This is a genomic window from Amycolatopsis sp. H20-H5 (assembly GCF_035828755.1).
Taxonomy (GTDB): domain Bacteria; phylum Actinomycetota; class Actinomycetes; order Mycobacteriales; family Pseudonocardiaceae; genus Amycolatopsis.
In genome coordinates, this window is record NZ_JAYMZS010000021.1 from 64,855 (window position 1) to 89,809 (window position 24,955).

The window sequence follows — 24,955 nt, forward strand, 5'->3', positions numbered from 1 at the left end:
CAGGCCGTAGAACACACCGACCGCGGCGATGGCCGGGCCGAGTGTGCCGAACGACGGCGCGGCGATCAGGATGCCGAACAGCGCGCTGGTGACCGCGAGCTGCCAGGTGGACAGCGTTGCCGGGAGCCGGGCGTGCCCGGCGGGGGTGAGGCGGTGCAGCAGCCGCGGCCACAGTTGCTGAGCCACGGCGCCGAAGACCTTGTTGGCGAGCACGAGCCCGACGATGAGCTGGGACAGGATGCTGAAGGGAAGTCCCGGCCAATGCGCGCCGGCGAGCGCGCCTAGCGGGGCGGAGATCATCCCGAAGGCGATGCCGACGATGAGGGTGTGGGTGTTGGGCGAGCCGCGGATGGCGGCCCACCCGCGGGTGGCGGGCAGCGCGCGGGCCGGGGTGCCACCGGTGGTGCCGCTGCTGTCCTCGGCGTCGTCGGTGGTGGGTTTCCGGTCAGGGATGATGCCGCCGGAGGTGACGTAGAGGGCGCGGCTGATGACGGCGGTGAGGATGAGCCCGGTGAGAATGAAGGCGGTGTCGACGCCGAACCAGGCGATGGCCTCGACGGCGGCGACCAGCAGACCCGCGGCTGCGAGCTGGGAGAAGCTTTGCATGTGGGCGTCCCGCCGGATTTCGGCGAGGGGTGAGACGGGGTGGCGGGTGCGGGGTTCGTCGCGGATGACGCCTTCGGTGATGGCGTAGAGCCCGACGATGACGAACAGCGGCATCATGCCGAGGGTGAATCCGGCCGGGGTGTGGGGCAGCATCGCCATCACCGGGAACGGGGTGACGGTGAGCGCGCCCATGAACGCGACGGTCTTCAGCCCGGCGCGGTCGCCGACGCGGTGCATGATCAGCATGCCGACGGTGGTGCTGACCAGTGCGATGGCGGCGAGGATCGGTACGTGGGTGACGGGGATGTCGAGGAACGGTGTGGCGGGGTCGTCGAAGGTGCGGGCGATGGCGAGTGCGGCGATGGAGGGGAACAGGTCGCCTGCACCGCCGAGCCCGATGAGTGAGCCGATCCACCGGCCCTGGACCCGTTGGTGCTTGGTCATTGCGGCGCGGTGCAGTGCGTTGAGCTTGCTGCCTTTCACCCCGGCGTTGGTGGCGAACGCGACGGCGTCACGCAAGGCCCGGTCGAGCGTGGCGCGGGCGGTGTTCACCCGTTCCTGCAGCTGTGCCAGGTCCGCTTTGAGAGCCGCGGCGATCGGCTCGGTGATGGTCCGGCGTCGCGGTGATTTCTTCGGGAGCATGGAGTTGTAGCGTCGCTGGGCTTGTGCGAGTTCGGCTTCCAGTGCGGTGAGTTCCCCGCGGGGCCCGGCGATGTCCCGCAGCCAGCCGTCCATCCTTTCGGCGAGGTGGCGGTTCGGCGGGGTCCGCAAGGCAGGTACCAGCAGGCCGGCGACCGCGCGGTCGAGCAGGTGCAGGCCGAGTGCGGTGGCCACGGTCAGCTGAAGCAGAGCGGCGGCTACGGGCAGCGCCAGCGAGAGCACCGCGGACTGAACGCGCCCGGACAACTTCGCGAGCACGGCGAGGGTCGCGGTGAGCGGCCGGATGGGTCCGGTGCTGGTCGCGGTCGGTGTGGTGCGCTCACCGGCGTCCGGTGGGCTGCGGTTACCGCCACCGGAGTGGTCAGTGTGTCCCTCGGCGTCTTCGGAATAGTCCCGCACGATGTCGAGGAAGGCGGACACGGCTTCCGTGGCGGCCTGTTTGGCGGCCTGCTTCTCGCTGGGAGATGCGTCGGCGGCGGCCTGTTCGATGATGTGGTCGAGGTCGCCCATGAGGTCGTCCCGGCGCTGCTGCCCCAGTACCAAACGTCCCGCCCGGCCGAGGGGGATCGAGGGAGTCCAATTCCCGGGGTACAGCACCGCCGCCATCGAGCCGAGGTCGCGCAGTCCACGGGCTTGCAGGGCTCCGGTGATCTGCTCGATGAGCCGGTCGCCGATGCCACTGGCCTTGAGGGCGAGGACGAGGGTGTCCTTGGGTGCTTTGCGGAGCTTGCCGATCCGGTTGGAGAGGATGAACGGGATGCCGACGACGACCGGAGTCATCACCGCGATGGCCAGATTGGCTGCCCGGACAAGATCGTGAACCGACTCGACGCTCGCGCCGGAAGTCACGGCTTGGGCGACGGCGAGGCCGATGCCACCGATCGCGAACAGGCCGAGTTTCGTGCCGAGCACGGGGCCGCTGGCTTTGGCGGCGTTGTTGATGCTGGCCCCGGCGCCGCCTTCGGTCCACTTGATCGGCGGGATCTGGGCCAGTGACTGGAACAGCGACCCCATCGTGAGCATGACCAGCAGGGGCTCGATCCTGGCAGGCCACAGGACCATGGCCGCCGCCGGAAGCACCAGTGTGATGGGCAGCAGCGTGACCGCCCGGAGCACTCTGGCCTCGCTGAACGGGCCTACCTGGGCGTTCTCGTCGCGGAACAGCCGCCAGCCACCGGTGGAGCCGAGCACCTTGTTCAGCCGCTTCCAGTCCTTGATGATCAGGACGGTGACGCCGCGGGAGACGGCGATGAGCAGCCCGACCAAGACACCGATCGCGGCCTTGGCCTCGAACGGGGCGTTGAGGCCGACGACCTGATCGAGCACTCCGCCCGCCAGGCCATAGAAGTACAGCCCGGAGAACAGGACGATCAGCGTCGGCGACGCCAGGAAGCGCTGAATGCCGCGTGGGGTGCCCAGCACCTGGCCGAGCAGGCCGGTGAGCGACCTGAGAGGTGTCGGTGGCGGCCGGGGGCGGGCCAGCGGGTCGGCCCGGCGCAGTGCGACGAAGGACAGGCCAAGGACGACGGCGAACAGTCCAGCCGCACTCAGCAAGGTGGCCGGGACGCCGACGGTCGCGAAGCTGAGGACGTACAGCAGCGGGCGGCCGACCTGGTGCAGCCGGAATGTCGATTGGTAGCGCCCTTCCCGGCGGGTCTTGTCGTCACCGTGAACCGGGAAGAGGACGTCGTAGCGGCCCCGCATCTGCCCGACGACCGCACGCCCGGCCGCGATCAAGTACATCGAGAACATCAGCGTCGCCGCGTTGTGGCTGGTGGCCAGCAGGACCAGCCCGGCGACTCCGGCGATCCCGCCGACATTGATGACGATCATGTTCTTGCTGAGCCGGTCGCCGAACAGCGCGCCGGCCAGCGCGCCGCTGATCGAAAGATTCCCGGCGGACGAGCCGGCTCGCGCCACCTCGGTGGGCTTCATCCCGGTCTGCCCGGCCAGCGGCGCGGAGGCGATGCTGTTGAGCTGAGTCGCCACCGAGGTCTCGCCATCGAACAACGCCACCAGTTCGGCGAGGACCGCGAGCCACCGCCCGGCGGCCCAGTTCTCGGCCCGGGTGATCCGCTTGCCGGAGAATCCGGCGGCGTTCGCTTCGGTCCGGCCCCGGTGGGCGGCGTCATCCCTGCGCTGCTTCGCGTCCGTGTAGTCACTGGTCAGTGCGTCCACCGTCCGCTGAAGCGCGGCCAGTGTGCCCGGCCAATCTTCGGCTCGCAGCCCGGCAGGCACCCGCCACGATGCGACCAGTCCGCTCACCACCGCGGTGGTGTAAGCGATGGACGCGCTCAGCAGGGCCGTGACTAGCCGTACTCGCTGTGCGACACCCGGGCCGCCCCGGAGATCAGCCCGTATCTGGGCCACTCGTTGTGCGGCCTCCTCTCGCCGTCGCTGTGCCTGGATCACCTGGTTCGCCCTCGCGGCCGATCGCTGCGCCGTGATGAGCTCCTTGGCCAGGTCCCGAGTTCGCTTCGCCGCCGAGCGGGTCTCGTCGAAGAACGCGCGCAGCTCCCGGCGGCCCGCCCGATCCTGCGACCACAGCGGGAGCCTTGCCCGTTGTCCGCGGTCGCTCGGCCTCAGCGCCGGGCCACTCGTCCCGCTCGCTGTTGGGGGCTTGCGCCACTTCCTGATCCGTTGATAGGCGCCTACGAGCGCCACCAGCCCACCGAGTTCGGCCAGCAGGGTCGTGACGGACTTGCCCAGCAGTGCCGTCACCGTGCCGGGGACGCCCTTCAGGCCGTCCCACAGCGAGGTGCCCGGTTGGTGTACGGGCTGCTTCTGCTGAGGCGGAACCGGTTTGGCTGGCTCCTTCTGGTGGATCGGTGCTGGTTCCTCCTCGGGTGTCGGTGTCGGCGCGATGCGGAATTCCCCACCTTCGTCGAGCTTGTTGGTCTTGAGGTTCTGGTTCAGGCTGCGAAGTTCGGCGATGGCCTGCACCAGCGGCACGCCGTGCTTGTCGCGGTACTGCTCGCCGAGGCGCCACCAGCTGTCGCCGTGGCGGAGCTGGACCATGCCTGCCGGCAATGGCGGCAGGACGAGCACGGTGCCGGGATGGATGAGGTCACCGAAGAAGATCTTCCCGGCATTGGCCGGGGCTTGCCGGATCCGCTCGAGCGAGGTGTTCTTCCCCCTCGCGATCCCGCTGAGCGTGTCGCCCGGCACGACCAGATGCGTCGGAAGTGCCGCCTGGTCCGGATTCGCGGACACGGCGGTGAGCATCGTGGATGTCCACGACGTGGCGGCCGGTGTGCTCGCGTCGGCGGTGCCCGCGCTCAGGAGTAGCCCGACCGCCATGGTGGCGAGCAACGTCACCGCGGCGGCCAGCCGCTGGAGCACGGTAGCCATCCGCGGCGGTGGTCCGCGGCCGCGTTCCCACGGGTTCGCGGTGTGCCCCGCGGTGGTGGTGGCCGGTGTGGCGGCTACCGGTGGGCCCGCCGCGTCAGGCACGTCGGCATTCAGGACACCTGGGGGTGCGAGGCGTTCGCGCGCGGTCGGGGTGGACACCGCGGCGGTCGTTGTTTCCCGGGAGCCTGCGCCCGGGGCCGACATCGCGCTGTCGAATAGCAGGGTGGCCACGGCGAGCGTGGTCTTCGCCGCCGCGGCGAGACCGGCCACCGCGGAGCCGACCAACGCCCCGGCCCGGAAGTGTCCACCCCGATCACCGTCCCGGGTCTGCCGCTGATCGACGTCGTCCGGCCGCGGTTCCTTTCCTGGCCTGCTGCTGTGGGCGGCGGGGAACACCCGGCCCTCGCCGTCGGTGTTCTCGCCGGAGTCGGTTTCCGGTGCGGGGATGACGTGTTTGCCCAAGCGCGGGTCTTCACCGGCGCCGGTGGGGCGGCCTTTCTTTTGTCCGGGCCGCAGCGGGGCGATCGCCTGGCGGATCAGGTCGACCTGATCCGCGCTGAATCCGGCGTGCGTGGCGGTGTCCGCGGTGATGGTGGTGAGCCAGTGTGCGACATCGCCGACGGTGGTGAGTTTGCGGTCGATGAGGGCGTTGGTGAGGTCGCTGCTGCTGCCGATGCCTGGCTTGTTCTTCCAGTAGGTCTTGCCGAGTTCTTCTTCGAGCCGGGTCTTGAGCAGGTGGAGCGGGCCGCCCCGGTTGATCAGCTTGGTGGCGGCGGCGAGGGTGAGGATGGTGCTGGCCAGGTAGGGGATGGCGAGATGCAGGACGGACATGCGGGCGGGCAGCGCGCCGGTCGGACCTTCGAGCGGTCCCAGCACCACTGTGGACAGGAGCGAGCCGAGGAAGCCGCCGAACATGGTCGAGGCGAGGATGCGTGTCTTGTTGGCCTTACCCGGCGACAGCGCGTTCATCGACGAATACGGCAGCAGGTAGAACACCCCGGCCGCCGCGAGGAGCAAGTTCAGCGTCACGATCGACGAGACAGCGAACTCCACGGCGAACAGCACCGTGAGCACGCCGAGGTGCCACTGGGTCAGGCTGACCGGGAGGCGGGTGACGGCGGCCGGGGACAGTCGTCCGAGCAGCCGTGGCCACACCTGTTGAACGCTCGCGCTGACGAGCTTGTTCGCCAGCACCAGCCCGAGGATCGCCAGCGATTGGATGCCGGAGCTGAGCCCGGGGAGATGCGCGATGGCCAGCGTCCCCAACGGTGCGGACATCAGGCCGAAGGTGATTCCGGCGATGACAGTGTAGGTGTTGGTCGATTCGGTCATCGCGGTCCAGCCCCAGTTCCGGGGCAGGGCCCTGGCCGGGGCGATGGTGCTCTTGCGGTTGGGGACGATGCCGCCGGAGCTGACCCACAGCGCGCGGGCCGTGACCCCGGCGACAATCGCCCCAGTCAGCACGAATGCCATGCCCAGCCCGAACAACGCGATGGCTGCCACGTCGACGGCCAGCAACGCGGCCGCCGCCAGCCCCGAGTTGGCCTGCATCTGGGAGTCGCGCCGGATCTCGGCCAGTGACGACACGGGGTGGCGGGTCCGTGGCTCGTCGCGGACCACGCCGCCGGTTATGCCATAGAGCCCGACGACCAAGAAGGCGGGGATCAGTCCGTAGGTGAATCCCGCCGGCGTGTGCGGTAGCAAGGCCATGGCGGGGAAGGCGGCGCTGGTGATCACGGCGATGACCGCCACGCTCTTCAGGCCGAGCCGGTTGCCGAGGAAAGACACGAGCAGCAAGCCCACCGCGGTGCTGGCGAGCGCGACCGAAGCGAGGATCGGCACCTTGGTCACCGGAATGTCGAGGTACGGCGTGGTGAGGTCGTCGTAGGTTTTCGCGATGATCAGCGCGGCGATCGACGGGAACAGGTCGGCGGCACCGCCGAGTCCGTTGAACCGGCCGATCCACGGACCCTGTGCCTGCTGGTTCCTGGTCATCGCGGCGTCATGGAGCTTACGCAGCCCCCGGACGGTCACTCCCGCGTTCTCGGCTGCCTCGACGGCTTCACGCAGCGCCCGGTCGAGCTTCGCCCGCACGGCGTCCACCCGATCCTTTGCCTGGGCCAGTTCCTTGTCCAGGGCGGTGAGCGTGGGATCGTCGTTCCCGCGACGCCGCGACTTCGGCAGCGCTGAGTTGTAGCGCCGTTGGGCTTTCGCCAGTTCCGCTTCCAAGACGGTGAGTTCCGGGCGGTGCTCGGCGATTTCGCCCAACCAGCCGTTCATGCGGTCGGCGAGGTGGCGGTTCGGCGGGGTCCGCAGGCCCGGTACCAGCGGGCCGGCGATCGTGCGGTCGAGCAGGTGCAGGCCGAGTGCCGTGGCCGCGGTCAGCTGAATCAGCCCGCCGAGAATGGTCAGGACTACCGCACGCGCCCTCGAGTGCAGCAGTGTCGCCGCCGCGAGCCCGGCCGCGGCGATCCACGCCGTGCCGGAGTGGATCGCCGGTGCGGCGTCGAGGGTGTCGGCGGCGGCTGTCGCGGTGTTCAGCAGCGTCGCCGCCGCGACGGTGACGGGCAGCACGAGGGCCGCGGTGAGCAGCCGGGTGGACCCGGTGCGTGCCGCGGTGCGGGTGGTGTCCGAAGTGGATAGTGAGGGTGCGCGGATGTTGTTGGCCGAGCGGGCGGTCCGCAGTGCCGCGCGGGCGATGGCCGTCAGCGCGGACCGGCTCGTCGTCGTGATGGGTGCACCCCCGGGGGTGAGAACGGCGGTGTCGTCGCGGCCTGCCCGGCCGGTCGTCCGGGTCGTGTGGCTGATCACGTCGGGCGTGCCCGGGGTGGCTTCATGGTTGGCCGGTGTCGTCGGGCGGGCGGCGAGCACCAGCGCCGTCGTGTCCTGGTCGCCCCGGGCTCCCGGGTCGCCCGCGAACTGGACGACGGTCCGGCCGAGCCGGAAGAAGTCGCCGGGCATGAGGTGCGCGTAGGGGATGGTGGCCTCGCCGAAGCCGATCCCGTGGGTTTCCTCCGCCTGGACGAACCAGCCGAGACTCGGCTCGTAGTACAGCGTGACGTGTCGCTGATCCACCGCGTGGTCGTCCAGCAGGACGACGTCGGCTTGCGGGCCGCTGCCCACGGTGGTGGCCCGGCGAGTCACTTCGTGGTGGCGGCCCTCGACGATCAACCACGCCGTCGGCAGCCGGACGGGTTCGGCGGCGGGCCCGCCCCGCCGTTCGAGGAGCCGTTCGTCGAGTGTCCGTGCGGCCATCGAACCCAGCACGACCTGGGTGGTCCGGTCCAGGGTGATCGGTGCTCTGCCCAGGCCGGCGGCGAGCCCGAGGATGTTCTCGAGGGCGGTCGTGGACATCCCCCGCAACGCCCCGGCCCCGGCGGTGTTCCAGGCCTCGATGCCGGCGCTGGCCGTCCGCCGGTCGTTGAACAGGTCGATGTTGCGCGGCTCCAGTTCGATCCTGCGGTCGAAGTCGGCGAGCCCGCGCTGCCAGCCGGCGTAGAAGTGGGCCGCGCGCCTGGCGATCTTGCCGAGCTCGGCGTCGGTGTCGGGCACGGATTCCAGCGCCCGCGCCACCGGGATGGTGCCGACGGCGTCTGCGAGTCCGCCGAAGACCAGCAGGTGGCGGCCGATGACCACGGTGCTGCCGGGAACGAGGGTGACATACGGCCGCGCGACGCGGTCGACGTTGATCAGGCCACCGGGCCGGGCCTGCAGCGTCCATTCCCGCGAACCCGGGTCGTAGCGGACGGTCGCCTGGTGTTTCCTGATTCCGCGCCGCTTGGGCAGCCGGAGCCCCATGGCGTCGCCGTAACCGATGCCGACCGCTTCACCCGTGAGCAGGTGGGGGACTCCGTCGAGGGTGAAGGTGCGCGGTTCGTCCGGCTCGTCCCGCGGCTGGTCGGGACCGGCGCTGCCGAAACCGGCCTGGACCACGTCGCCTTCGTCCGGCTCTCCCGCCGACTCGTCGATGAAGAGGATCCTGACGTCGCCGAGGGAGAATTCGTCTCCCGGCCGCAGGTGCCAGTACGGAACGGACCTGGTGTTGACCAGGATCCCGCGGCCACCAGTCTGTCGCAGCACCCAGCCGACACCCGGGACGTGGTTCACCGCGGCTTGCTCGCCGTTGACCTCGTAGTCCTGTGGCACGACGACGGTGGCGTCCCGGTCGCTGCCGAAGGTCAGCGGCTCACCGGTCAGTTCGAGTTCGACGTCGTCGACGATCAGGGACGCTCCGGGCGGAACGGCGGTGTCCGGGGTGCCGGAGTACTCGACTGTGCGGTCGTCGAGGACGGACTGGGCCAGCGAGCTGAGAACGTCCACCGCCTCCGGCGTGAGCGGGAAGGCCTTGCCAGCCACCGCGGCGTTCAGCCCGACGATGTTGGCCAGGCCAGGGGTCGAGATGCCCCGCAGCTCCCAAAGGGCGTCGCTCAGTGCCTTGCGCGCGGCTTGCAGGGTGCTGTAGCGCATCCCCGGTTCCGTCACCTGTTCGTGCACGCCCCAGTCGAGCCAGCGCAGATGTTCCTGCGCTTCGACGTAGCTCGTGGCGGCCTGTTTCGCCGCCATTCCCCGGCGGCGGTCCGCGAGCGGGTTCGCACGCAGTGCCGGCGCCGGCGCCACGTCCTTGTCCGCTTCGGACAGTTCGCCGAACACGAGTTCGTGGCCGTCGAAGCGCAGGGTGTCGCCGGGCCGCAGGTGCAGGTACCTTCGTGTCCGGCCGCGACTGGTGACCCGGTACTCGCCCTCGGTCTGCAAGGTCCATTCACCGGCAGCGGGGTCGTATCGCACCGTCGCGTAGTGACCGCGCCGCGTGCGGAGGTTGAGGTAGACGCCCATGTCGTCGCGGTCGCCGAGGCCGACCGGCTCGCCGGTGAGCCGGTAGGGGATGTCGTCGACGACGAGCACGCGCTCGGTCGGCGCCCGGCCGGACGGCTCGTCGGCGGCCGGGACCGGGAAGCCCGCGAGGACCACGGTCGGCTGGCCCGCTTGAGCGATCACCGTCATTCGTGCGGTGGTTGGCTTCGTTCCGGCGTGGTTTTGGATTACGGTCGGGTTGTCGGGGCCGTTGTCTTCCTCGGCAGCGCCGGTGACGTTGCCGTCGGTGACGTTGCCGTTCGTGGTGGTGCCAGTCTGCGGCGGTGGTCCGCGTTTCGGCGGAAGCTGGTCGGTTTGGGCACCGTGACCGTCGGTGTTCTCGGGCGAGGGGTTTTTCTGGCTGGAGCCGGTGCCGCCGTAAGGTGGCGTCGCGTGCCCATCCGCGGCGCCCCTGGCCACGCCTGGTCCGAGGAACAAGATAGTCGTGGTAAGGATCGCGGTCACAACCACTGCCTTGGCCGCCGCCTTGGTCAGTCGCCGGCTCCGTCCGGTGTGCGCCGCTGCGGTCACGGTGTTGGGGTCGGTGGCCGGGCGTGTTGCGCGGCGGAAGCCGTAGGTGGCGATGCCCGCCCCGATTCCGAGGAACGCGATGAGGGCGGCGGGTCCGGTAAAGGCGGTGGGGAGCCAATGGAGGTCGAAGAATCTGAGACCGACGTAGGACAGGATGGTGCCGCCGATGTAGTGGGTGAAGGTGACCGTGTTCTGGGTGGCCATGCTCTCGTTCTTGCTGACCCTGCCGGCCATGAACACGGGGGCGGCGACGGTGATGGTGCTGGTGGAGGTCTCGATGACCAGGTACCAGACCGCCAGGTTGGCGAACCAGGCAGCGGTCAACGCACGGGGGGTCAGCAGTAGCTCACCGCTCAGCAGACCGACGCCGGCCGCGAGGGTGCCCAGCACGGCTCCCGCCAGCAGCTGCGTGGGGTAGCGGTTGATGAAGCGGGAGAGCCACGCGGACGCCCAGCCGCCGAGGAGGTAGATGAAACCGACTGGTGCCACCATGGTGGGCAGGTCCGGGAACGGGCGGTGACGTAACGCGGTGACCACAGTGCCTTCGAACACTGCCCCTAGCCCGCCGGTGAAGAACCTCATCGCTGCCAGCCAGCGTGCCAGGACGTGCTGGCGCAGCGCCCGGCTAATCCCAGCGTATGCCTGGAAGACGTTGATTTTGTCCTCGGCGGACCTGTCGTGGCTGGCGTATCGCCAGCCCACTACGCCGAACAGGACGTTCAGTCCGATCCCGACCGCGAGGCCTAGCGGCCAGGATGTGCGCAGCGCGCCGTCGTAGACGAACCGCAGCCCGGTCACCACTCCGAGGATGACCATGTAGTTCCGCCCGCTGATCTCGCCGGGGGTGCGCTCCCGTGGCTGGCGGGCGCGTTCAAGCTGCTGGGATCGTTGATGTGCCTGGGAGGTCAGGTATCCGGTGATCGCGAAGAATCCGCCTACGGATGTTCCTATCAGCGCCATCCCGGCGTAGACCACCACCTGGGTGACGGTGAGAGTGGGGGCGAGGGGTGCGAGGGCTAACGTGGCGAACCCGGCTGCCGCCACGGTTGCCATCATCGCCACAAATCGGGCCACCCCGGTTCGCGGGATGAGGTTGGACAGCGGCAAACCGATCAAGCCCATTGCCACCAGGGCGATGCCGTAGATCGGACTGTTGCTGACGTGAAGGTGCTCCCGCAGGGGGTCACCGAGCAGCGGCGGGGTGTAGCCGTTCATGAAGAAGTTGCCCGCTACCAGCACCACGATCCAGTTCGCGAACCGTTCGGCCCAGGTGTGCTGCCAGCTTGCCCGACCGGGACGGTGACGGTCGCGCAGGTGCTGCTGGGCGGTGTCCAGCTTGCTGGCCAGCCGTGCCAGGTACGGGCGGCTGATGCCGGCCTCGCTCGCCTCCTTCAGCAGCTCAGCTTTAATGGCGGGGCCGCGTGCCAGCTTGGTGCCGGCGTCCTCGCGCAGCTTGTTCAGCTTGTTCAGCAGCGGTGGGGCATTGGTCTGGTCGGCCGCTTCGAAGTCCCGCCGTGCGTGGTTCAGCTGCTCTGCCTGGGTGGTCAGCTCTGCCACGTAGCCAGCGATGGCGCGGCGCGCCTCCCGTCCAGCCGTGCTCAACCGGCCGCTGCGCTGCGGCAGCATGATCGCCGCGGGGATCGCGGTGGGAGCGGCGATCACGAGTGCCCAAGCTCCCAGCACTGCGGCGAAGGTGAGCTGGATCAGGCCTGCGGTTATCGTGAGTGCTGGCGGGATCACCGCGGACCGTATCCGTGCTGCCATTGGTTCCGCATGGCGCCGTGCACGTCCGTCGAACACTCCGCCCATGCGCAGCATCCCCTGCCGCGCCTCGGCGCTCACCACGGCCGCCCACCTGGCGATCGGGCCAACCTGTGCGCCGGGCTGGTCCAGCGGTGCGTCGGACTCATCACCGGTGGGTTTGGGGCCGGTGGTGAACCCGGCGGGAACGACGTCACCGGTGCCGGTGTCGGCGGCGGGGGCGTCTGCTGGGCTTCGGCCGGCGAGCAGCTCGGTGAGCACGGTCACCGGGATCAGGAGGCTGTCCAGTTCGGGTGTCGACTCGGCGTTCCAGCCGACGTAGATGCCGATCACGACCGGCGGCGAGTCCGGGTCACCCGTCCAGCGGAAGGCGAGGCTGCCGGAGGAGCCCTGGGTCACCCGCGACAGGCCGGTCACGGTGATGTGCTTGCCGATGTTTCCGACACGACCCACCGCGAGCGCCGGGTGCCCGCCGCCGCCGGGGTAGCCGACGATCCCGACGAGGTCCATGGGGTGCTGCTCGGTGTCGTCCAGCACCGGCATGGTCAGCGCGTAACCCAGCTTGGCTTGGACCGCGGCCTTGTCCAGCCGCAGGACCGCCACGTCCCGCACGGCGTGCTGACTATGCGGTGTCAGGACGAATCGGCTGCCGCCGAGGTCGAACCGGATGTCGCCGACGGGCTTCTCGACCCCGTGCTTGTTGGTCGCCACGTAGTAGTAGCGCTCGTCCTCGGCGACCACGGTGCCGGTCGGCTCGATGATCTCGCCGTTGGCCAGCGACGTGCTGATGCGGCCGACGTTGTCCACTATGGACGGCGCCGTGCGGCCCAGCTCGACAGGCACGTACACCTTGCGGCCCAGCCGGGTGAAGGCCGTCGTCAGCCTGCCCCGCAGCGATTTCGGGTCCACAGTGGAACTCGGGGTGCCGAGTTCCTCCTCGCCCGCCGGGGTGCCGGGGGCGGTGCTGCCAGCGGACGACGCGGGGTCGTCGTTGGCCGGGCCGTTGCCCGATGGCGGGTCCCGTCCCGAGTTGGCCGGGTCCGGCTGACCGGAGTTGCCCTGGTCGGTTTCGGTGCGCTCCTGTTCCGTGGGGCCGGGCAGCGGACGTCGCCCTGGCGTCACACCGTCGGCCGGGCCGGAGCCACCGCGGCGGCCGTTCCCGCCCGCCGGGATCAGCCCGAGGCCGAACAGCCGTGCCAGCTGCTCCGGGGTGGCGCCGACCTTGCCTGCCACGGCGTCCAGCGGATCGGTGAAGTCGTCGGCGAGGTCGGCGAACGCCCGCTGCAACACGGTGACGAGCGGGCGGCGGTGATCGGTTCGGGTGGTGGGAACCGTCGCGGCCTCGGCGGCCGCGCTCTTGGCGGCTGTCAGTTCGGCTTCGGCGGCTTCGAGCGCCTTCTCCGCCGCGTCGAGGTCCGATCCACCCGCGGTCCGTGTCTCGTCGCGGTGCTCCCGGGCCACCTCGACCGCGTTGGCAGCCCTGGTCAACGCGTCGAGCAGGTCGGTGGCGTCGGCCAGCTCGGCGTTCTCGGTGAACCGGTCGTCATGGCCGTGGTACGCCGCCCCGGCGACCTGGTGGGCCGGGCGGGTCACGGTGCCGAGGTAGGCACCTGAAACCACGTCGAGCTGTGTGCCCGCCAGCGCCGACCACGGCTCACCTTCGGCTTCGGCGGCCAGCGCCACGGCGGCTCGGATCGACGGCGCGCCGAGCTTGCCCAAGGCTCCTTCCAGCGTCGTCGCCAGGTGGGCGGCCTGCGCCAGAGCCAGGTAACGATCGGCCAGGTCCTCCGGCTCCAGCAGCCCGGCGTCCGCGCCGTCGTGAGCCAGGACCTGCGCTCGCATGGCGGCGAGTGCCTCTTTGCCGCCTTCGCCGCTTATGCGGGAGCGCAGGTAGGTGTAGAGAGCCTGTTTGCCATCGGCGTCACGGACGTCCTCCAGCGACGCGAGCCGGATGTATTGCCCGATGAGGTCGGCCGTGGTCATCCCGTCGGCCACGGCCGGGCCGAGCCTGCTGGCGACGTAGTCACGGATGGTGGACGGCGGGTTGCTCGTCGTCTGGGCGACGGCGGTCAGATACTCCTCGATGGTCTCGAGCACGGACCGGCGGTGCGCGTCGGTCAGATCCAGCTGCTCCAGCAGTTCGACCGTGTCGGCGCCTTGCACGAGGTGGGCGTAGAGCAGGCGCAGCTCGTCCCAGCTCATCGTCGTTCCGGTGAACACCAGGTCCGCCAAGGCTTCGAGCACCTGCTGCTGTCCGGCGGTGTTCGCCGCCTTCGCCGAAGCCATCAGCTGGCCCCGGTACAGCTCACGATCCTGCGCCGACAGGCCTTCGGTCGGTTCGCCCATCGCGTAGAGGGTGGAGATCGCCGACAGCACGATCTCGGCTTCCTGCTCGGAGATCCCGAGCCGCCCGGCCAGCTGCCCGCGGGCGACCGCGCGGTCAGCGGTCCACCACAGGTGATGGGGGACAAAGGGAACGTGGTGATCCGGGACCTCCGGCGCCGTCCGGCGGGCCGCACTGATGGCGGTCCTGTCGAGCAGGCCGATGGGCGTTCGGATGTACTGGCCCACCGTCTCCGGCGCGACGATCCGCCGGTCGGTGGTGAGGTGGCGCTGGTCGTCCTGGTTGGCCGCCGTGGTGAGCCACCAGCCGAAGCTGCCCGGTTGGGCGGTTTCGGCCGCGGTGCCGGTGCCCGTCGCCCGGTCCAGACCGGTCGTCGCGGGGGTCTCGGGGTGCTGCTGGACAAGCTCGGTGGACGTCGTCGTCTGGCGCGGGGTCTCGTCGCCGGTGCCGCCGGTCGGGACTTCGGCGCCCGGTGGCACCTGCCCGGTGGAGCCTTGGCCGGTTTCGCCCGTGCCGCCGGTCTCCCCGGGCGCGGCGGTGTCCACGGTGTCGTGCGGCGCGAGATCCGTGACGACCGGGGGAACGTCCACCGGCGCGGCGTGCGGGTTGACCACGTACAGCGTCGTCGCGACCACGGCGCTGACCGCGCGGCCGAGGCTGAACTTGCCCGGCTGCCTGCGAACGGGGACCAGCTCGGGCCGCGCGGGGATCAGTGCGGCCACCTCGCGAGCCGCGGCCTTTTCCAGATCCGTCACCGGGTTGAGCAGCCGGTCGCCGAACTCGTCGATCAGCTCGCCGATGCGGGCGAGGTCGCCGTCCTCGCCGGTGGTGAGGCCTTCGGGCTTCTCGCCGCGGGTGATCGCGTCGTACAGCGGGAGGTCAATCTTGGCCGGGTTCTCGGGAACGGTGAACAGCGGTTCGGCGGGAGCTGCGGCCGACGCCGGTTCGTACGCCCGGCCGGTGAGCTCGGTGTAGCGGCGCTGCGCGGCGGCGACCTGGTCGCGTGCCCGGTCCAGCAGCGCCGTGCGCTCGTCGAGCATGCCCTGGATCCGTGCCCGTGCGTGTTCGGCGCGGGCGAGCTGGTCGGTCAGGACGTCCTCAGCGGCGACGTCGCCACGCTCGCGGGCCAGGTCCAGTGCCCGGTTCAGGTTGGCCATGCGGTTCGTGAGGTCGTCCAGCCCGGTGCCTGGCGCCCGGGTCGCGTCCAGTTCCGCCGCGGTGTGGTCGACGGTCCGCTGCCAGTAGTCGATCTGGTTACCGGTTTCGGCGACCGCACGCTGGTGGTCGAACTCGCCTTGGGCGGCCGTCACCGGGTCGCGGCTCACGGCTGTTTCGGGCGCCCGCTCGACGGCCGCTTCCGGGACACGGGCCTGGGGGAGTGCCTGGCCGTTGAAGACGGTCTGGCTGTAGTTCTCCCACACCTGGTCGTTCATGGCGTCGAAAAGCTTCCGGGCTTCGCCGCGGTAGACCTCGAGCGGGTCGAGGCCCGCGGCCGCGTGCAGCTGCGCGTCGGTGCGAAGCTCGGCCAGGTTCTCGAGGTGCTGTGACCACAGTGCGTCGTCGATGGCGAGCAGGTCACGCCGATCACGGGCGCGCAGTTTCTCCGGGCCGAGGCCCGCGGCGTAGCGGTCGTAGGCCGCGCCGATGTCGTCGCGCAGTTTGCTGATGATCGCCTTGCGGCCGGATAGCCGGGTGCCGGGCGCCTGGAGGTCGACGCCGAGGGCGTAGAGCTGGGCGAGGTGCTGCGAAAGCGCGGCCAGGTCGGCCTTGGTGACGATCAGGCCCAGGTGCTCGCGGGCGATCCGTTCCACCATGGCGCCGAGCTTGTCGCGGACGACGTCCGGGTTGAGCGGGCTGTCGCCGACCGGCGGGCCGTCCACCAGCACGGCGCGCGGGTCGTGCCCGCTGCGGAGGACGTTGTCGCGGTTGCCGCGGTGGGCCTTCTCCTGCTCGGCGACGACCTTTTCGTAGTCTGCCTGGTGTTCGCGCTGTGCGGCGTAGTGTTCCTCGGCCTTGAGCTGGGCGTCGGTGACCAAGTCGCGGAAGTCGTTCCAGAGCGGGTGTTCCGGGCCGATCTCCGTGTCTTTCCCGGCCTTCTTCAGCAGCGCCGCCAGCATCGCCGGATCGGCGAACTCGCGGATCAGCCGGTCGTCGACGGAGACGTGGAACTCGGCCTCGCCCGGGTTGGGCCGCTCGATGCCGTCCTTGCCGACATACACGTTTCGCGCGGTCCGACCGGCGAGCTGTTCGTCGATGCGGCTGGATAAGGGGCTGCGTTCGGTGCCGAGCACGAGCGGCCCGCCAGCGGCCCGTACGGCTTCCGCGTTCGCTGCGGCGTCGGGGAACCTGTCCGGATGCCCACCCGCTATCGGGCTCTGCCCTCGACCGGCCAGGTTGGTCGCGACGACGACCGCGCCCTCGCGCGCGGAGGTGTCGATGATCTTGGCAAGCTCGTCTGCGTTCGTCGCGTTGACCACCTCGTGCGGGACCCCCCGGCCGGTCAGCAGCTTGGAAAGCGTCTTCGAGGCCAGCACGGAGGGCGTCCCGACCAGGACCGGCTGGCCGTTCGCGTGGGCGGCGGCGATCCTGTCCAGCACGCCCTGCAGTTTCGGGCCGTTGCCGGTGTAGAAGCGGTCGGGGAGGTCTTGGCGGGCCGACGGGTTGTGCCGCGGGATCCGGACGACCTCGGCGTTCCAGGTCCGCCGGATCTCCTCAGCGGCCGGGCTGAGCGTGGCGCTCGTCCCGACGACCTCGGGGGCCCTGCCGTAGAAGGACTTCACCGACATCGAGGCCACCGTGCGGCTCGGCGTCGCCGAGGAATCCATCCGGGCGAGCGCCTGGATGACCGAGTCCAGCTGGGCCTGCCAGCGCCGGTCGGGCAGCGGGAGCCCGCTCGCTTCGTCGACGATCTGGATCCCGCCGTCTTCACCGGGGATCCAGCGCTCGTTCTCCAGATAGTGGTGGATGGCCACCAGCGACTGCTCGATCAGGTGCATCATGTGCACCTGAGCTGGTGAGGCGTACACCTTGTCGACGCCCAGTAGTGCGTCTTCTATCCGGGCGATACCCGCTTCGGTGAACTCGATCCCGTTCCAGGTCACCGTGTAGTGCACTGACGGGTCGAGCCGCAGGGCCAGTCCTGCGGCGGTCTGCACGTCGGCGTCGAGCGCCGCGCTGGCGGCCGCCGGGTCCCGCTGGGTCGTGATGGCGTCCGTCTGCTGGTCGAGCACCAGTGAGTCGATCTCGTCACCGATGATGAGCTGCGGCGTGCGCAAGGCCTGCTCGGCCAGCGACTGGGCGAGACCGTCGGCCTGGTAGGTGAAGACCGGGGTGTTCGGGTCAGTGACCGTCACGTCCGCGTTGTAGGCGTTCTGCCGTTCCAGCAGTGTCATTCCCGGCGCGTCGCGGCCGACCGTGAGACCCAGGAGCCGGTTGACCCTGGCCAGTGTTTCGGCGTCGCGCTGAGCGAGTTTGGTATCGGAGGTGATGACCAGGACAGTCTTGCCCGGTGCCGGGTCGCCGTTCGCGTCCCGTCCGTGCACTGCCCGGTGGTTCGCCGTCAGGATGATGGCGTTGGACTTGCCTTCGCCGGTCTTCATTTCGGCCCAGTGCCCGCGGGTCATCAAGATGGCGGCAGCCACCTGTTCGAGGGTTACTGTTTCGCCCTTCGCCCGCAGGATCGCTTCCGCGGTGAGCGCGAAGGACAGGATCATGGTTTCGGACAACGGGGTGCCCTGCTGACCCAGTCGGTTCAGCTGGGCTTGCCTGGCCTGCAGCTGCTGGTCGGACAGCTCGTCCGTCCGCAGGTTGGTCCACTGGTTGATGAAGTCGTTGAGCCTGTCGTGCAGTTCTGCTTGCTGCCTCCGGGTGAGGCCACTCTCGGAGAAGTCGGGGAGGTCTCCTGTCGTCGTCGTGCCGTTGAGCAGAGCCCTTACGTTGTCGAGAAGGGTCGTGAACGCTGAGGTGCCGACCGGTGGGGGCATGTCCAGCTCGCCGCTGACCGCGGCGACCTTGGTCCGGTTGTTGTCGAGCACGTCGCGGATCTCTGCCAGCAGGACGTCGATGTCGATGCCGACGTCGTCCGGCCCGCCACCATCACCGCCGTCGCCTGAGCCACCGGTCCCGCCGGTCCCACCGGCCGTGCCCGATTCCTCCTGCACCACGCGGGGTGCGGGCGGGGCTTGGACGGCCAGCGGCTGCTGTGGGGTGCCGCCGGAGCCATCGCCGTCGTCACGGTTGGCCGGATGGCGCTCGCCGTCCGTGGCGTGGTGCTGCTGGACGATGGGGCGGCTGTCGGCTTTCGCCGACGCAAGTCGTGGTGCTGGTTCGGCGAGGGGGCTGCTGGTCTCGGTCACTTCTGGCGCGAGGAGAGCGCTGTCGGGTGCCATGTCAGGGGCCCGCGCGGCCTGCTGGACCGGGGGCGCCGCCGGACGAGCCTGAACCACCGGTGCGGCCGGTTCGACTGGTGCACCGTTGTTCCGGACAGGAGCGGCTGCCGGTACGAAGCCTGGCTCCGCTGCTGCCCGGCCGGGTGTGACGGCGCCGGGCCGCTGCGTCGCGGCGTCGGCTGTCGTTCCCTTTGCGACCGGCGCGCCCGGGTGTCCGACCTGGACGGCCGCGGCCACGGGACGAACCGGCACGGGCTGTGGCCCGCTGTCACTGGCGGTGACCGGCTGACCGGCTGCCACCTGGGAGCCGGGCCGTGCGCCTTCTGCGACTGCCGGGGTGCCATTACGGACGGCGACGGCGGGGCCGCCGGGGTTCTCGACGGACACCGGTTGTCCGGCGGGGGCTTCGACGCGTCCACTGGGGACGTTGACTTGTCCGGCGGGGACGTCGACCCGCCCGCCGGGGACGTTGACCTGTTCGGCGGGGGTGCCCACCCGTCCACCGGGGACGTTGACTTTGGCGGGAACAGCGGCGCGTTTGGCCGGGACGTTCGGTCGTTCGGTGGGCAAGGTCGGCCGTTCCGCCGGGACGGGTTCGAGCGCGCCGTCGCGGGCGCCGACCTCCGTCGGCATCTTGCTCAGGTCCATCCCCGGTGCCGAGGTGGGTTCCTTGCGGTTCATGAAGGCCTGGACGTTCCGCAGCGCCGGGTCGGCCGGGTCCAGCGTCTGGTACTCGCGCAGCGCGGGGTTCCAGTCGACGGCCTGCATCCTGCCGCCGATCACCTCGACGGTGACGAGGTGCATGGCGCCGACCGGTTTTCCGGCCGCGTCCTTGTTCCAGAGTGCGGCGACACCGTACTTGCCGTCCGGAACCGGTTGTTCCCCCGGCCGGGGCAGACCGTTGGGCGCCAACCCCAGCGAGGTCGCGATGGCGCCCAAGTCGGCGGGCTGGAACGTGCTGCCGTACCGCTGTTCGATGCCGTTGGCCGCGCGGATGGCGAGTGCCGTCTGCTGTGACTCCCGGGTGGCCAGGCCTGGCGGTGCTTCGACGTCGTCGAGGCGGTTGCACACGGCGCCGACACAGCTGTCCTCTGGCGTGAGGGCACGTTGCGCCGTCGCGGGCGTCGGCTGCTCGGCGGTGACAGGCCGTTCGGTCACGATCGGCGCGGCGCCCTCTTCCGCGAGGGCGCGGCCGGTGGTCAGCGCTGCAATCGGTGCCGGTGCGCGTGCTGGCGCCGCGGCCGGTGCCCGGTCGCCGAACAGCCGGGTGCGCGCGCTGTCGAACGCGTCGCCGAGACGTCCGGTGACGGGCAGCAGTGTCCGGCTGGCCCAGCCTCGCGCGTTGTAGTCCTCTGTCAGCTTGGTTCGTGCGGCGCCCAGGTTGTCCATTGCCTCATTGGACCCACCGAAGTCGGGGTGCTGAGTCCTGGATTCCCTCTTGTAAGCGCGGTTGATCTCCGCCGGTGTCGCGGTCCTGGAGAGGCCGCCCAGCGTTTGCCGTGCCTGGGCAGGGGTGGGCCCGGACTGGCCCCTGGCCCCAGGTACGTGACTCACGTAGTTGCCGTCGGGGTCCGGCCGCGATTGCGGTTCGGCGCTCTGCGACGGGCCCTTCAGCAGCCCTGGCATGACCCATTGCCCGGTCTTGCCCACCACCTTGCCCGCACTCGTGAGACCGGTGGCGGCGCCGCGCAGGGCGGTCGACGTCCCGTCCCAGACCTGCGCCCGGCCGGTGTTACCGGCGTCGCGCGCGGCGGTGCCGCGGTTGCGGGCCGCGATCGAACCGGCGTCCGCCACGTTGGCCGAGATGCCCATGGCGCGTGAGGTCGCTTCCAGGGTGCCGCCCGCGGCGGCGCGGAACGGGATGGCGGGGGCGGTGGCGATTCTGCCGGGTATCGAGGCGACCCTGCCGATGCCGTTCATCGTGTACTGGGTGCCCTTGAAGAAGGCCGACGCGGCACCGGAGGTCTCCGCCGCCGCGACCGCCGCGGCATCGCCCGCGGTGCGAGCGGCCACCTTGGTGAGGGCGCCCCCCGGCACGGCCAGCAACGCGGTGCTGTAGATGTTGGCAGGCTTCGAGAAGTAGTGGCCCAGCGGCGCGAAGTCGCCCCGGGTCACCGCGGGGGCGGCTGCCTGGGTGAGATCCCGGACCTGGGTGTTCACCATCGCGGTGAACGGGAGGTAGTCCGCCCTGGTGCCCTTGACGGTGCCGTCCGCGGCGGTCACCGTGGCGTTGAGCTGCTTGTTCCAGGCTTCGGTGAACAACATCGCATTGGGATCTTCTCCCGGCTGCGGTGCCAGCAGTTGCGAGCCCCACGGACCGCCAGGGCCCCAGGGGTTGATCACGTTGCCGGTTTCGGTCGCAGCCTTGCGGATCCCTTCGGAGACGTTGGCGGGCAGCTGCTCCAGGAAGGAGTTCGTCTCCGTCATGAACTCCGTCTGCGGTATCGGGGACGGGGGCAGTGCCGATTTCATCGATTCGCCGGTCCGGGTGGCCCATTGCATGGCCTCCGACAGGTCGTTGGACACGTTCATCCAGGCCTTGCTGACCCCGTTGGTCAGCCCGGAGTTGTCCCCGTTGGTCGGCGTCAGCACTTTGTCGGTGAACTGCTGGGCCGTGTTCCCGCTCGCCACCTGGGCGCGCTGGTCCGCGTTGAGCTTGGCGTACTGGTCACGCGGGATACCGCTGAGCTGCGCCAAGTCAGGCAGGTTCTTGGCCGCGGTGGCCACCGGCAGATAGTCGTTGTAGCCCTGCGACGGGGCTTTCAGCCCGGCCAGGACGCCGGTGGGGCTCTGCTGGCCGAGCGAAGAGTTGTAGCCGAGCCCGGCGAGCGCGGCGGCGTTGTCGAGGGCGGACTTCACCCCCGCGTTGTGGGGATCGGCGGGCAGGAGCAGCCCGGCGCGGTCCGCGTTCTCCGCGGACGTCAGGCCCGCGTTCGCGGACTGGAGCCCGGACGCGTAGGCGCTGCTCAAAGAGGGGGGCTGGCCGAGATTTCCCGGCGGCATACCCGCACCGACGAGCTTGCCGGAACCTCCGGCGCCGGTCGGGGGAACACCGGGGTCGCCGGTGGCCGCTGCCGCCGCCACGGCGCCTTCCACGGAGCGCAGGTTCTGCTGCGCGGCGTCGCTCGACGCCTGGAGCGTCGCTCGGTCGGCGTCGATCGCCTGCCCGGCCGCCTGCAGCGAGGCCCGTTCGGCGTTGAGCTGGTTGATCAGGCTGTTCGGGTTGCTCTTGTCGGCCTCCGCCGGGGTCAGCCCGCCGCGGGCGTTGATCGCGTCGACCTTGCCGACATAGCTCTCGCCCGCCTTGTTCAGGGCCGCGACCCTAGGCGTCAAGGTGAGCTGAGTGGTGACGTTGTTGGCGAGGATTGTCGAGTGCTGCGTGGTGATGTCGGTGACCATCGCCCCGGCGGCCTGTTGCACCTCCGCGGAGGTGGGTGCCCGGCCGCCGGTGTAAGTGCGCACGTACTTGGAGACGAGGTCCGGGTTCGAGATCAGTGCCGCCTGCGCGGCGGTGATCGTCGGCGGGGTCCAGCCCGCTTGCTCGGCGTTCTGGATCTTCCCGCGGGCGTCCGCCCAGCCTCCGGCGAACCCGGGCGCGACAGTGTTGATAGCCTTGGCCTGCTTGTTCAGGTTCGCCAGCGTCGCCGGGCTGGTGTCGCCCGCCGCCTGTGCGGCGTTGAAGTCCTTGGTGAACTGGTCGACGGCAGTCTTCAGCTGGGGGTTCGTGTTGTACGCCTGCAGCGCTCCGCGGTCGGCGCTGTCGAGGCCGAGCAGAGTCTCGGACGCCTGGTTCTGAAGCCTGGCGAACTCGTTCGGCGCCTGGCCCGCGCTGGGCGGCGACTGCGTCAGGGAGGCCTGCTGGCTCTGCTCCTGACCGGCGACTCCCACCGCCTCGATGACGCCCGCGTTCGAAGGCAGCATCCGGAACGGGTTCGGGTCGGTGCCCGAGGTGTAGCCGTTCCTGTCCGGCCCGATCGACACGGCTTGGCCGTTGTGCCCGCCTTGGGCGTCGGGGATCAGCAGGCCGGCTCCGACGTCGCGGCCGCCGACCGTGCGGGACTGGTTCTCGGCGTTGGTCAGGGTCACGGTGCCCGCCTGCACCGTGCCGCCCATCGCACCGCCCGCGGCGGTGCGGAAGTCGTGGTAGCCCTGGACACCGTCACCGACCCATTCCCCGTGGTCGGAACTGCGGCCAGGTTGGCTGTCGAAGGTGGTGAAGCGGCCGTTCCCGGCGAAGTCGGTCCTGCTGCCCACACCCGTGGCGTCGCCGAACTGATGGTCCACCCCGCCCTCGGAGCCGCCGAACGAGAAGTTGCGCACCCGGTCGCCGTTGACCGCCGTGGTCGTGAGGGTGCCCTGCAGCGGGCTGCCCGGCGGGCTCTGGGGACTGATGTTGCTGCTGACCGAACTCCGGACGCGCGCGCCGGCGCCGTTCTGGTCACCGAAGTCGAACCGCGTCTGGCCGAGTGTCTCCGGGTTTCCGCCGAAGTTTCCCTGGCCGTTGATCATCCGGCTGCCGCCGCCGCGGGTGCTCTGCACCGAGACGCTGTCGGGTGCGGGCGCACTGGACCCGCTGAAGCTGAGGTGACCGCCGTTGCCGTTGCGGTCGGCGAACTCCTGGTGGGTGGTCAGGTCACCGGCCAGATGAGCCTGGTCGATGTTCTTACCGCGCACACTCTTGGTGTCCACCACGCCCGTGACGTGGCCGTCGAGCGAGGTCTTGCCCTTGGCGTCGGTGGTCATGGCGAGCTTGCCGGTGCCGTCCTTGTGGACCGAGTCGCCCAGCCCGTTCGAGCCGTCGCTCTTGCCCTTGCCGGACACCGCCAGCTGCGGACCGCCCTTGCCGTTGCCCGAGGTGTTCGTGCCGGGGCCGCTGCCCTCGGTGTGCTGCGTCGCGACCGGCCCGCCGGAGACCGCGCGGGTGCTGCTGGTCGCGTTCCACGAGGAGGCGTTCCCGTGCAACTCGGAGTACGCCTGCCCGTCCGGGGTGCCCACCCGGTTGTCCACCTGGCCCCGCCCGCTGACGTCGACGTCGTTGATCGTGGACTTGCCGTTCGCATGGGCGTAGTTCAGCGCTGTCTTGCTGCCCACGACGGCGCCGGAGCGCGAGTCCGAGCGACTCACCTGGTTCAGGTCACTTGTCAGCTCCTCTTTGGCGAGGTCCTTCTTCTGCCCGGCGCTCATCACCTGTCCGATAGCCGCGCCAGGGCCGACCGGGCCCACCATTGCTTTGCCGTCGAGCAGCGGCGCGACGTCGGCTCCTGGTGCTTTGGGAGCGGCGGTCGGCTTGTGTGCCGCGGGGACCTGAGGGGTCCGCACCGCGGGGGCCGGTGCCGGTGCCGCGTGCTGCGGAGGTGCGGCGGGCCGACCGTTGCTGTTGCCGTTCGGAACGCCGTCGCTGGCGTTCTGCCGGGCGGTCCGCTGGTCCTTGCGATCGCTGCCCGGCATGCTGGAGTCGAACGAAGGTGTCGACCGCTGGGGGATCGGCGAGCTCTGCGGGCCCGGCTTGTTCGTGTTCTGGTTGCCCGAGAACGCGTTGTCGATCCGCTTCTGCGCCTGCTGCCGTGAGTCGGCCACGCCGGGCTGGCGCTGTATGTCGCTCTGCTGGCGCTGGTAGTCCTGCGCCGCGTGCGCCTGGGGGGTGTTCGGGTGCAAGTCGGGCCGCAGGGAGGGGTTCTCCCGCGCCATCTGATCGTTCGACTTGCCGGAGTTGGAGCGGTTCTGGTTGCTCGTTCCAGTGGGGTGGCTTTGGTTGTTGCCCTGGCTGTTGCCTTGGGGTTTGGGACTGCTGTTGCCTGAGTTGCCTTGGGGTTTGGGCCCGCTGTTGCCCTGGGGTTTCGAACCGCTGTTGCCCGAGCTTCCCTGGGGTTTGGGGCCGCTGTTGCCCGAGTTGCCCTGGGGCTTGGGGCCACTGCCCGAGCTTCCCTGGGCCTTCTTGTCGCCTCCGCCGCCGGTCGCTTTCTGGACCTTCTGGGTCGGTGGCTTGATGTCGATCGCGCGTCCGCCGCCGCCAGGGAGGCCTGCTGCTTCGGCGGTGTGGGGCGAGCCCAGAAGGCTCAGCGCGAACCACACCGTGACGATGCCTGCGGACACTGCGAACGACCACACCAGCAGGTTCCCCAGCGCCTGTCCTGTCCACTTCGCCGCACGCCACACAGCCGCCATCACGGCGGTGCTGCGCGGGGTGTGGCTGGACATCGAAGTCGCTCCTGGGAAGCAGGGTGGCCAGAGGGCCTGGGACCGGCGGGAAACGCCGAAGGGGGATGCGGAACACAGAGGAACACAGAGGTGCTACGCGAGATGCGTAAACGGTCGCGGCAGCGCCTGCGACCTCGCCCGGTATCCATAAGAACACCAGGTCCAGCTGGTCTTTTCCGGTTTGGCGGGGATACACACCAAGCCCGTCTCATCACCTGTTCGGCGATGATCTGTCCAGACCGCTGGCTCCAGCCGAAGCTAGAGA

At 70.1% G+C, this 24,955-nt stretch carries 1 protein-coding gene (cut by a window edge); it reads right to left on the reverse strand.

Going from position 1 to position 24,955, the window contains the following annotated elements:
- Positions 1 to 24,690 carry the beginning of an MFS transporter gene (locus QMK34_RS15105; RefSeq protein WP_326414575.1) on the reverse strand. It extends 26,778 nt beyond the left edge of the window, so 24,690 of the gene's 51,468 nt are visible here — the first part of the coding sequence; it begins with the start codon at positions 24,688 to 24,690; its stop codon lies beyond the left edge, outside the window.
- Positions 24,691 to 24,955 lie beyond the last annotated feature (265 nt).